Genomic DNA, 12,139 nt, shown 5'->3' with positions numbered 1-12,139 from the left:
AATAATATTCGGAACAATCTAAATATTATAAGACGAACTTTTATATGCATAAATATTCATAGATGTTAACCATTTCCTTTAATTAGCAACGTTATCATCATAAGTATTCAACAAAACTTATTTAAATAAATTGACGATTATGTGAAACAGCGACACACTCTAGTAACATTTACCCACCAATCTGTAATGTTAATCGTCAAATTGAAATATTTTTTTATAGAATGCGTCTTTCTCTCCCAATTCATACTCACTTTGGAATAAATTTTCCTGTACTAAAAGTCTGTTTCTAACCTTACAATAGAACCAGAGTGATCATAAATCGTAGTGATTACTGTTTGCAAGATGTAATGGCTACGATATAATAAATAACATTAAGCATATGCGAAGGGAAAATCACAATGATAAAAAAATCTTTTAAAGTAATGGCGCTTTTATCCATCACTTCTTTATTACTTATGGCGTGTTCGCCTAAAGACTCCAATTCAGAAAATGGAGACACAATTGACATCTATACAACCCTTTACCCTCTTGAATATTTTGCAGAACGCATTGGTGGAAATGATGTTAATGCCGAATCGATCATCCCACCAGGAAGCGATGCACATAGCTTTGAACCTACAACAAAAACAATGACTAAGCTTGCTGAGTCAGACATTTTCATCTATAACGGTGCTGGCATGGAAGGTTTTGCGGAAGCCGTCAAAGAAACACTTCAGAAAGAAGATGTGACTGTATTAGAAACTGCAGAAGGCATTCATTTTGATGAAACTGAAGAAGAACACGAAGTTCATGCTGATGAAGAAAGCCATGATGGACACGAACATGGGGATATTAATCCACACCTATGGATTGATCCTATTCTTTCTATTCAGCTTGCTGAAAACATTAAGAATACACTAGTTGATACTGCTCCTGAAAAAAAAGAAACGTTTGAAGAGAATTTCACAGCGTTAAAGGATGATCTTCTTGCTCTTGATGAGTCTTTCAAAGATATGGCATCTAATGCACCAAAGAAAGAATTCCTTATTTCTCATGATGCATATAGTTATTGGGAAAGTCGCTATGGGCTTAACCAACTAAGTGTTTCTGGACTATCACCTTCACAAGAACCAACACAAAAGCAATTGGAGGACATTATCGAAAAGGCTGAGAGTTACAACATCTCTTATATGCTATTCGAACAGAACGCTACTCCAAAGCCTGCGAAAGCCGTACAACAAGAACTAGGTCTAGAAACGCTTAGTATTCATAACTTATCTGTCCTAAGTGAAAAAGATATTGAGAACAATGAAACGTATCTAACGCTTATGGAGAAGAATATTGAGACAATGAAAAAAGCATTAGCTGAGTAAGATTAGCCGATCACATAAAAAAAGGCCCACTCTGAAGTAATAGCAGAGTGGGCCTTTCTTATGCTTTATTGATAAATATGAACAAATGGTTCTTCCTCATTAGGATCTTTCACGATCATACTTTCCGGTTCATCATTATTCGTTATATAAATGGAGACCGGCAAATCCTGAGGAAATGTATCATTTCTTTTTTTGACTAGCCCATTAACAAACTGTGTAAATGAAATAACTTCTGCTTTACTGTAGAACTGGATTGGAATTTCAACCTTCATTTGACTTAGTTCATCCTGCTTGTAGAAGCCTGTACCAATCACGCCTACGAAATTTGGAAAGAAGTCCTGAATTTCGCGTGTGAAATCAGCAAATTTTTCTGACTCTGCTGGATATTCTGTCTCCGCAGCTGATGATGGAAATGCTACGTATTTCTCGTTCAAATCTTTCCATGAACCTGGTTTAGATTCTCCTTCATCCACAAAAGCACTAGCAACAAAGTTACCTGGAACGACCGATTGTCTTGGTTGTTCCATGAATAGCGAGAACATTATTGGAACATCGTGCTCAGCCCTTATCTTCTTAATAATCGGGATAATCGACTCTTTAGCCTTTGCTATAACTTCTTTCTTGTCCAACTTGACGGACCCTGTGTATTTCAAACCATTCTCATCTAGTACGGAATATGGATATTCAGAATAAAGCGAAAGGGCAATTGAAATACCGCCAAGCTGTAGTTCTTCATCTTTATTTTGAACATAATAATCCTGCTCATGGATATACGATAGAAATTTGGGGTTTTTCTTCTCAGCTGCAATAATCTGTTCATATTGAGAAGGGTCTTCTTCTACACCAAGAGCCGGATTAAGACCTTCATTTACTTCTTTATCTTTATCCTTTTCAGCTTCTTCTTTCGTTATACCGTTGTCTCGGTAGAGCCAATTATGAATTTGCTCGGATTCAAAGAGTTGGCCTTCTTTAAAGAAATACTGATCCGGATCATAATGCTCCTGCGAAAGGCGAATTAAACCCATCTCAAGTGAATCAACGTCGAGACGATTATCAACACCTGCTGTTACTAATCCTCGTACCTTAGACGTATCAAGAGAATTCTTTTCCCCATCTTTCTCAAGAACGGAACGATAATATCTTTCTGATGTTTTAATATCGTCACTTACTATCATTTCTTCACTTTCACCTTCGGAATTCGGTGCCTTCACTGTTTCATCCTGATTGTTCTTCATAAAACTAGGAACACAACCAGATAAGACGAGCGAAATGGCCATCAGGCTAACGATGAACGTTTGTTTCTTTCGCATTACTTCTCTCTCCTCATTCGTTTAACTCTTCAAGAAACCTATTCTCGCTCCATACTTCTACACCTAGTGATTCTGCTTTCTCAAGCTTCGAACCTGCTTCTTCCCCAGCAATTACAAGATCAGTGCTCTTGCTTACACTTCCGGTCACCTTTGCACCTTGCTGTTCAAGTATCTTTTTCGCATCTCCGCGACTCATTTGTTCGAGCTTACCAGTTAACACGACTGTTTTTCCTGCAAATACGGAATCAATGTCTTCTACCGCAACTGGCTTTGGCCCTTTATAGATCGTATTAACTCCGGCTCCCTTTAACTCTTCTATGAGTTCATGCACTTCTTCATTTTGAAAATAGCGCACAACAGAATCAGCCATTTTTTGTCCTACTTCATTAATTGCTTCAAGATCTTCTATACTAGCTTCCATTATACTATCCATGGATCCGAATTGTTGAGCGAGCGTACGTGCGGCTTTAGCACCTACGTGTCGAATGCCAAGTCCAAACAGTAGCTTCTCAAGCGAGTTCTCTTTTGACGTTTGGATCGCTTCAAGAAGATTAGTAACTGACTTTTCGCCCATTCGTTCAAGCTCAATAAGCTGTTCATGTGTAAGCTTGTATATATCAGCTACATCATGAATCAATTTTTCACGAAACAACTGTGTTATGACCCGTTCACCTAGTCCATCAATGTTCATGGCGTTACGTGAAACAAAATGGATAAGACCTTCTCTGAGCTGTGCTGGGCATTTAGGATTAATACATCTGAGAGCAACTTCTTCTTCAAGTCTAACAAGATCACTCTCACACTCAGGACATTTCTCTGGCATCGAGAAGGATTCTTCATTACCTGTTCGGCGATCTTCGATGACAGAAACCACTTCTGGAATAATATCTCCAGCTTTCTTAACAACAACATAGTCGCCAATTTTGATGTCTTTCTCTCGAATCAAATCTTCATTATGAAGCGAAGCACGCTGAACGGTTGTTCCTGCGACAAGAACGGGCTCCAGAACAGCAGTAGGCGTTACCACTCCCGTTCTACCTACATTGAGTTCAATCGAGAGAAGCTTGGTTACCACTTCTTCAGCTGGGAATTTATAAGCTATTGCCCATCTAGGGCTCTTAGCTGTGAAACCTAACTCTTCTTGATGCTCTAGTTCATCTACTTTAACGACGATTCCGTCGATCTCATACGAAAGATCTGGTCGCTTTTCGATCCATCCACCAATAAACTTGATAACATCTTCAATGGTTTCGCAACGCTTCCATTCTGGATTTGTTTTAAAACCGAGTTCATTTAAGAAATCAAGTCCATCAGAGTGCGAATCAATTTCTCTACCTTCAACAGTACCTACACCATATACAAAAACAGATAGATTACGGCTTGCTGCAATTTTAGGATCTAGTTGACGAAGTGAACCAGCTGCAGCGTTCCTTGGGTTAGCAAATACATCCTGCTCATTTTTCTCACGAGCTTCGTTTAACTTAAGGAACGATGGTTTTGGCATGTACGCTTCACCGCGTACCTCCATACTCACATTCTCACTTAACCGAAGTGGAATAGCCGGTATGGTTTTTAAATTCTGTGTAATATCTTCTCCAACTGTACCATCTCCACGGGTCGCCCCGCGAACTAGCACACCATCTTCATAAATAAGTGAAACAGCGAGACCGTCTATTTTCAATTCGCATACATAAGAAAAGTTTTCGCCAATTCGCTCCCGTACACGTCGGTCGAAATCTTTCAATTCGTCTTCTCCGAATGCATTTCCTAGACTTAACATCGGGACGCGATGTTCAACTTTCTGGAATCCAGAAAGAGGTGGTCCCCCTACACGCTGAGTAGGGGAATCCTGTGTTTTAAGCTCTGGATTTTCTTCTTCAAGAGTAAGAAGCTCATTCATCATCCGATCGTATTCTGCATCAGGAACGGTTGGTTGATCAAGTACGTGGTACTCATAATTATAGTGGTTTAAGAGCTGACGAAGCTCTTCGACGCGTTTAGCTTCTTCTTTCATCGTCAAACCTCACCTTCTAATATGGCTATTGCTTCTCTATTGGGGCAAACTTTGCCAGAAGACGCTTAATACCTACCGGATTTGGAAACGCAATATCTAGCTCCGTAGAGTCTCCTTCTCCTTTTACGCTAACTACCGTTCCAACACCCCATTTACGGTGGCTTGCTTTATCCCCAACCTTCCAGTCAAGGGAGTCGCCTCCTGTAGATGTTAGTTGTGGACGACGCGGCGTCTTAGGCGTAGCTGGCCTTGAAGAACGAGGATTTGATCCTCCTGAGAATGGTGAAGCCGGTTTCTCCTGTCCTTCTTTTTCAAGTAACTCCTCAGGAATTTCGCCAATAAAGCGAGAAACCGGGTTAGAGTTCGTTTTACCATATAGCGTACGAAGACGAGCATTTGTTAAGAAAAGTTCTTCTTCAGCTCTGGTTATTCCAACATAAGCTAGACGACGTTCTTCTTCCATTTCTTCTTCCTCAAATAGCGAACGACTATGTGGGAAGACGCCTTCCTCCATGCCTATCAAAAAGACCACAGGAAACTCAAGACCCTTTGCAGAGTGTAGCGTCATTAGAGTAACTGCTTCTTTATCTTCATTCTCATCTTCATCAAGTTTATCGATATCAGCTACAAGCGCAAGATCTGTAAGGAATGCGATTAAGCTTTTATCTTCACTTGCTTTCTCAAACTCTTGTGTAACAGACAGGAATTCATCAATATTCTCTAACCTTGTTTGTGCTTCAATCGTATTCTCGTTTCTCAACGAATCACGGTATCCTGATTTATCGATCACTTCTTCAACAAGCTCAGACACAGCTAAATATTCTTGCATCTGCGTCCAATTTGCCATTTGATTCCCAAATGTTTTAAGTGATTTCGTAAATCGAGCGCTAAGACCAATCTGTTCTACTTCTTGAAGAGCCGTGAAGATCGAAATATCTTGGTTCGCAGCATATTGCGCCACCTTGTCCATTGTGGATGCGCCTACGCCTCGTTTCGGTACGTTTACAATCCGAAGTAAGCTAATGTCATCGTCTGGATTAGCAATTAACCTAAGGTATGCTAGAACGTCTTTAATCTCTTTACGATCGTAGAACTTTGTACCGCCAACAATGTTATACGTAATGTTAGACTTATTTAGAATTTCCTCAATAACTCGAGACTGAGCATTTGTTCGGTAGAGAATCGCAATTTGTGAATTTGTACGTTTTCCGCTATTCACCATATCTAGGATCTTTCCGGTCACAAAGCGACTTTCATCGTGTTCGTCATTGCCCTGATAGTACGTAATATGCGGTCCATCCTGGTTATCCGTCCACAGTTTCTTTGGTTTACGATTCATATTATTTTCAATCACGACATTCGCTGCTTGAAGAATCTTCTTCGTTGAACGGTAGTTCTGTTCAAGGAAGATTGCGCGTGCACTCGGATAATCTTTTTCAAATGAAAGGATATTCTGAATATCGGCGCCGCGCCAGCGGTAGATGGACTGATCAGAATCACCTACAACACAAAGGTTCTGGTACTTTTCAGCCATCAGTTTAACGAGTACATATTGGGCTTTGTTTGTATCCTGATACTCATCAACGTGAATATACTGAAACTTACGCTGATAGAATTCAAGAACCTCAGGTACTTTCTTGAAAAGCGTTATCGTGCGCATGATGAGGTCGTCGAAATCAAGCGCCTGATTTTTGCGAAGCTGTTTCTGATACTGCTCGTACGCATCAGAGACAACACTTTCATATGGTCCCTTTGCATTGGCCTTGTAATCCTCGGGTGATTGCAGTTCATTCTTTGCGGAACTAATACTACCGAGTATCCCTCGAGGCTCGAATTTCTTAGGATCGACGTTTTGTTCCTTCAAAATCTTTTTAATGACCGTTAGTTGATCTCCTGAATCAAGAATCGTAAAATTCCGGTTAATGCCAATTCGATCGCCATCTCTTCGTAAAATACGTACGCACATGGAGTGGAATGTGGAGATCCAAATGTCCTCTGACACAGGACCAGTAATGGAATTTACCCGCTCTCTCATCTCTCGTGCTGCTTTATTCGTAAATGTGATGGCAAGTATGTTCCACGGGGAAACCTGCTTTTCGACAAGTAAGTATGCAATGCGGTGTGTTAACACTCGCGTCTTACCACTTCCTGCCCCTGCCATAATTAAGAGGGGTCCGTCTGTATGCTTGACCGCTTCCTGCTGTTCGGGGTTCAATCCGTTTAATAATTTATCAACTATTCGCTGCATATTCTGAGCACTCCTTACAAACGTATGTTCTTATTTCTTATTTTACCTGATCGACAGGAGAGAATCAATTTCCTTTAACTGCAGCAACTGTTTTAATCGCCTGCTTAATATTGTCATATATACTATTCCCAACTATAACGGTATCAGCATAAGCTGCCATCTCTTTTGCTTTTTCTGGTGAGTCAATTCCTCCACCATAGAAAAGCATCGTCTCATCAAGGACGTTGCTGACCTTCTCAACTAATTCAGCATCGCCATACGTACCGCTATATTCTACATAAAAAATTGGCAGCTTGAACATCTTTTCTGCCATTCGTGCATATGCAAGTACATCATCTTCATCAATCGTTGTATGAGCTGATGTGAGATTCGCGACTTTGGATTCACTGTTTAGAATACAATACCCTTCCATCACAATTTCATCCCAGTTCATAATCTCCCCAAATTCTTTAACCGCTTCATGATGCAATCCCGTCACCCAGCGACTATCTTCCGTATTTAACACTGTAGGTATGAAATAGAAATCAAATCCGGGCGTCACAGCCTCAACCGTTGAGACCTCCAGTGCACATGGTACCGCGTACCTGCGAATACGCGCAAGCAAATCCAGCGTCCGATCAAGAGTCACACCATCACTACCCCCAACAATAACCGCATCCGTTCCAGACTCACATATAGCCTCAAGATCATAATCCTCAATTTCCTTATTCGGATCAAGCTTAAATACATGCTTCCACTCTCGAAAATCAAACATCCTAAACCTTCCTCTCACTTTTCCTCATACGTTGGATTATATCAAAGAATACACGAAAAGCGGAAGCCTCCGTTTAGACCCGACAGGCACTGGAGCTATTCAACTTGAACACGCCCTTTGTGTTCCAGTTGGATAGCGAAGTGACCGAGGGTCTGGAGGCTGCAGCTAGATCACGAAAAGCGGAAGTGGGCGTTTAGACTCGTCAGGCACTGGAGCCCTAGAATTTGAACACGCCTTTTGTGTTCAGAGTCTAGGGTGAAGTGACCGAGAGTCTGCCCACTGCAGCTGGATCAACGAAAAGCGAAGCGATCGTTCAGCCCCCGCCAAGAACCAGAGCCCCAAAATCACATCATATCCGCGATTTTCCGAATATATCCGCGATAATATAATTTTATCCGCGAAATCAAAGGTTATATCCGCGAAAATAGAAATATATCCGCGAAATGTCAAAAGTGACAGATGATCAGCACTTTTCTCCACAAAAAAATGAGCCGGTTTCCGGCTCATTCTATCTACTCGTTATTATGAACACGATCAAGTGTCATTTGATAGCCATCGTTTCCGTAATTCAGGCTACGTTTAACTCTTGAAATGGTTGCAGTACTCGCTCCCGTTTCCGTCTCAATTTTATGATACGTAAACCCTTCTCTCAGCATACGAGCCACTTCTAGGCGCTGTGCAAGAGATTGAATTTCGTTCACTGTTGCTAAATCATCAAAGAATAAATAGCATTCTTCAAGATCTTTAAGTGAAAGAATTGCTTCAAAAAGCTGATCTAGTGTTTTACCTCTAAGTTTATCAATTTGCATTGTTAGTTCACTCTCCTTACTCAAAATATGTACCATTCTATTTCAATCGTTCTGTATGAAAAGAGTTTTACTTTCATTCTTTCAATTTACAGCCCTTTTACCATTCTAGCCGTAATCATCATTCCTTTATTCCGTTAAGTGTTTACTTTGTTATAGTTTAACGCATTATCGAAGGAAAAAGTACCATTTTTCGCTTCACATCATAAATTCCTTGCTGCGTCAATCGAATAAAAGGTAAATGCGTAGAAGAGAAAAACAGAAGGCTATAGATAGGATCTCCAAATGAGTACCCTCTTTCTTCTAGCTCTGTAATAATCCGTTTTTCTGCTTTCATCACGTCTTCTAAAGGTAAAGTAGACATTTTACCCATAAGTGGCAGTTGAATCTCAGCAATCACTTCTTCGTCCTCTACAAGCGCAATTCCACCACCAATTTGTCTGACGCGATTAAAGGCAGCAATCATATCAGATTTCTTTTTGCCGATAATGATAAAATCACCTGTATTAGAAAAGCTGCTAGCAAATCCCTGTACGTTCGTTGCAAAACCTTTAATGATCGTATTTACACGCCACTCACCTTCACGACTTAGAAGCATAATGAAACTTTCATCTGAACCGGCTGGCAACTCATCACCAGATGTTTCGATCGATAAATTGTATGGCTTTGTAATCACAGCATTTATCATTTCAACACCAGCTGGTCCCGAGAACGTTAAGTCATTCGGTTTAAGCTCCCACTTTTCTTCAACAGCAGTAAGTCCGTGGCCTTCCCAGTCAAAGGACCAATCCTGCTCTACTTCTTCCCCATCCCGTTTCAGCCATTTCCCACGCGCAAGGACCGATAGTGGAAGAGGCTTGTTACTTGATTCAAGAATGTTAATATGAGCAAGTCTACCAGGTGCTATCATACCATGTGTATCAGCTATACCGTAGTGGTTTGCGACATTATATGACACCATTGAATATGCATCTTCAGTAGGCACGCCTGCTTCTAGTGCGATGGAAATTAACTTGTCTGTCAGCCCCTGTTCAAGAAAAGATGGGGTTGAGCCATCGGTGTTCATCAGAATCCGATCAAAAGATGTTACGCCTTTCTCAAGAAGAGACTCTAAGATCACTGGTAAATCTGGTCTTATAGAAGAATAGCGAAGCGATGTGACCATACCCATCTCTAACCTACGAAGTGCTTCCTCTCCAGTCATTGCTTCGTGGTCACAAGAGACCCCAAGGAGCCCCATCTTCGTTAAAGTTGATAGCGATGCACCAGGAAGATGCCCCTCAACCGGCTTACCAAGCCTTCTTGTTTCCTGCATCCACTCTAATATTTCATCATCTCCACTTAATACATCAGGCCAGGCAGTAAGCTCTCCTCCTTGAATAACGAGCGGATGGGAAAGCCATTCCTTCATATGCTTATTCGTTATCGCATCTTCATCAAGAAGCTTTGTCTGAGCATCATATCGCGCCCACCAAAACATCGAAACAGGAAATTGATCAAGGTCTCCTATCAATGTAAGCGCTTTCTCGTGAGGTAAACCGAGAAGGAAAAGCATGTTGTCGTTCATCAATGTTGTTGTTCCCCGGTTAGATGCATAGCGCGCAAACGTAAGGGGATTATATAGTTGAAATGGGTGCGCATGTGGTTCAATGTAACCAGGCACAAGGCATTTCCCTTTGCAGTCAATCCATTCAGTGGAATGATGGTCTTCAGGAAGATCATCTCCAACGTAGACGATGCGATCTTCATATACCCATATATTCGATGTAACCCATTTTTTGATTCCGTTGTTTAAGTAGGTTGCATTATAAAAAACAATTGATGGTGGCAACTCGCCTGAGACTACTTGCACGTGTTGTCGTAACTGCTGCTTGGTCCATAAATTTTTTCGTTTCGCCATAACCATCACCCGATTCAAGAAGTTTTCTTTATTTTAACATAATTTCGAAACGTTGCTACTTTAGATTTGTAAATGATGAAAGGAGTTTTTTCCATGAAGCCAAATATTAGTATGATGAATGCTTTTATCCGCCTTACTGCAGGCTTTGCTTTGCTCTCCTGGTCAACAGCTAAACTGTGTAAAGACGACAATAGCACGACTGCCTTATTCATGGCAACAATAGGTGCTATGAAAGTCGCAGAAGGTCACACTCGGTATTGCCCAGTTGTCGATTTGATGACACAAGACGAGAACCGCGATCCAGATGAAACCGCATTAGAGAAAGTCATCAACCCTTCCTAGAAAAATAATCACAAAAAAACTTCCCTGTCGCCAGGGAAGTTTCATTAAAAGGAGGTACGAATATGCTCGAATATATTACAGATACATGGTTAATTTATACGATGGTTATAGGCAGTATTGTCGCGATTGCTTTCGCTTATATTAAGAAGAAACGTGCGAGATAGCTCGATATCCGATATCCGTACGATAAAAGCCATCCTTAACGTTAACATGCTCTAATTCTTTATAAACGGAGCGACTTGCTTGTTTCAAATCTTCCCCTTTGGAAGCTACAAGTAAAACGCGTCCACCACTTGTTACAAGTTGGTGTTCTGTGTTTTTCGTTCCTGCATGAAAAACAAGCGCCTCAGAGCTTACCTCATCTAAACCTGTAATTGGCTTACCTTTCTCGTAACTGCCCGGGTAACCACCAGATGCAACGACAACGCCAATCACCGCTTCATCACTCCACGTTAACTCAGGTGCCTTGCCATTTAGAATGGTAAGCACAGCTTGAACAAAGTCAGATGTCATCCTTGGCAATACTACTTGTGTCTCGGGATCACCGAATCGTGCATTAAATTCAATGACTTTCGGCCCTTCCTTTGTCAGTATTAAACCTGCATAAAGGATGCCTGTGAATGAACGTCCATCTGCTTTTAGGCCTCTCGCAGCCGGTCGCAAAATTGACGCTACCGCATGGTCAACTATATCCTCGGATATTTGTGGAACAGGCGAATAAGCTCCCATACCACCAGTATTAGGTCCTTGATCACCATTAAATACTCGTTTATGGTCCTGGGAGATAACGAGCGGGTAGACGTGTTCACCTTCTACTAAAGCCATTAACGAAAACTCTTCACCATCCAGAAACTCTTCTACAACCACTTTCTCGCTCGCAGCTCCGAACTGATTGTTCTCCATCATGTCATGAAGGCTTTCAAGTGCTTCATGAAGTGTCGTGGCAACGACCACACCTTTACCAGCTGCAAGACCGTCTGCTTTTAGAACAATAGGTGCACCCATTTCCTCTACATAAGCCTTCGCTTCTTTGTAATCAGTAAATGACTTTGAAAAGGCGGCAGGAATTCCGTTGGCTACCATTAACTCTTTAGCAAACGTTTTACTCCCTTCAATTAGAGCCGCTTCCTGTGTTGGTCCAAATACACGCAGACCCGCTTCTTGAAATCGATTAACAATGCCATCGAGGAGAGGCTGTTCCGGACCAACGAGTGTTAATTCGATGTTTTCCCTTTTTGCAAAGGCGACGAGTCCATCATGGTCGCTTTCTTCAATTGGAACAAGTTTAGCTTCTGTCATCCCTGCGTTACCAGGTGCTACGTATACTTGATCAACAAGGGTACTCTGTGCCGCCTTCCATGCCATCACGTGCTCACGCCCACCGCGCCCAATCACCAAAACCTTCACAGGTAA

The 12,139-nt window shown here is 41.5% G+C and carries 10 protein-coding genes; 3 read left to right on the top strand and 7 right to left on the bottom strand.

What is annotated here, in order from left to right; all coding sequences use genetic code 11:
• Positions 1-398: 398 nt before the first annotated feature.
• Positions 399-1,352, top strand: coding sequence for a metal ABC transporter solute-binding protein, Zn/Mn family (locus AB986_RS20230; RefSeq protein WP_053216279.1), 954 nt, complete (start codon positions 399-401; stop codon positions 1,350-1,352).
• 65 nt (positions 1,353-1,417) lie between these two features.
• Here the strand turns inward: AB986_RS20230 and AB986_RS20225 are convergent, their stop codons facing one another.
• The 6 genes from AB986_RS20225 to AB986_RS20200 form a co-directional block, all read right to left on the bottom strand.
• Positions 1,418-2,662, bottom strand: coding sequence for a CamS family sex pheromone protein (locus AB986_RS20225; RefSeq protein ID WP_048313463.1), 1,245 nt, complete (start codon positions 2,660-2,662; stop codon positions 1,418-1,420).
• Positions 2,663-2,675: 13 nt separating this feature from the next.
• The gene (ligA, locus tag AB986_RS20220) at positions 2,676-4,676 is read right to left on the bottom strand and encodes an NAD-dependent DNA ligase LigA (RefSeq protein WP_152671050.1); all 2,001 of its coding nucleotides are present in this window, start codon (positions 4,674-4,676) and stop codon (positions 2,676-2,678) included.
• Between the two features lie 25 nt (positions 4,677-4,701).
• A complete protein-coding gene (gene pcrA / locus AB986_RS20215; RefSeq protein ID WP_048313461.1) occupies positions 4,702-6,924 on the bottom strand; it encodes a DNA helicase PcrA in 2,223 nt (740 codons plus the stop codon).
• 64 nt (positions 6,925-6,988) lie between these two features.
• A complete protein-coding gene (gene pcrB, locus AB986_RS20210) occupies positions 6,989-7,678 on the bottom strand; it encodes a heptaprenylglyceryl phosphate synthase (RefSeq protein WP_048313460.1) in 690 nt (229 codons plus the stop codon).
• A 512-nt stretch (positions 7,679-8,190) separates the two neighbouring features.
• Complete coding sequence (locus AB986_RS20205; RefSeq protein ID WP_048313459.1) at positions 8,191-8,487, bottom strand: YerC/YecD family TrpR-related protein; 297 nt, start codon at positions 8,485-8,487, stop codon at positions 8,191-8,193.
• 157 nt (positions 8,488-8,644) lie between these two features.
• On the bottom strand, positions 8,645-10,384 hold the full coding sequence (locus AB986_RS20200; RefSeq protein ID WP_048313458.1) for an adenine deaminase C-terminal domain-containing protein: 1,740 nt from the start codon (positions 10,382-10,384) through the stop codon (positions 8,645-8,647).
• A gap of 93 nt (positions 10,385-10,477) precedes the next feature.
• On the opposite strand from AB986_RS20200, the gene AB986_RS20195 reads away from it, so the two are divergent.
• Together AB986_RS20195 and AB986_RS22940 are read left to right on the top strand one after the other, a co-directional pair.
• Positions 10,478-10,726, top strand: coding sequence for a YgaP family membrane protein (locus tag AB986_RS20195; protein ID WP_048313457.1), 249 nt, complete (start codon positions 10,478-10,480; stop codon positions 10,724-10,726).
• Positions 10,727-10,788: 62 nt separating this feature from the next.
• Positions 10,789-10,890, top strand: a complete 102-nt coding sequence (locus tag AB986_RS22940; protein WP_330218555.1) for an EYxxD motif small membrane protein — start codon at positions 10,789-10,791, stop codon at positions 10,888-10,890.
• On the opposite strand, the gene purD is transcribed toward AB986_RS22940, so the two are convergent.
• Entirely contained in the window at positions 10,868-12,133 is a 1,266-nt protein-coding gene (purD, locus tag AB986_RS20190; RefSeq protein WP_048313456.1) for a phosphoribosylamine--glycine ligase, read from the bottom strand. The genes AB986_RS22940 and purD overlap by 23 nt on opposite strands.
• Positions 12,134-12,139: the final 6 nt, after the last annotated feature.

The sequence above is a fragment of the Guptibacillus hwajinpoensis genome (assembly GCF_001039475.1).
Lineage (GTDB): Bacteria > Bacillota > Bacilli > Bacillales > Guptibacillaceae > Guptibacillus > Guptibacillus hwajinpoensis.
The sequence above is the reverse complement of the archived record's forward strand: the minus strand, read 5'-3'. Positions and strand labels throughout refer to the sequence as shown.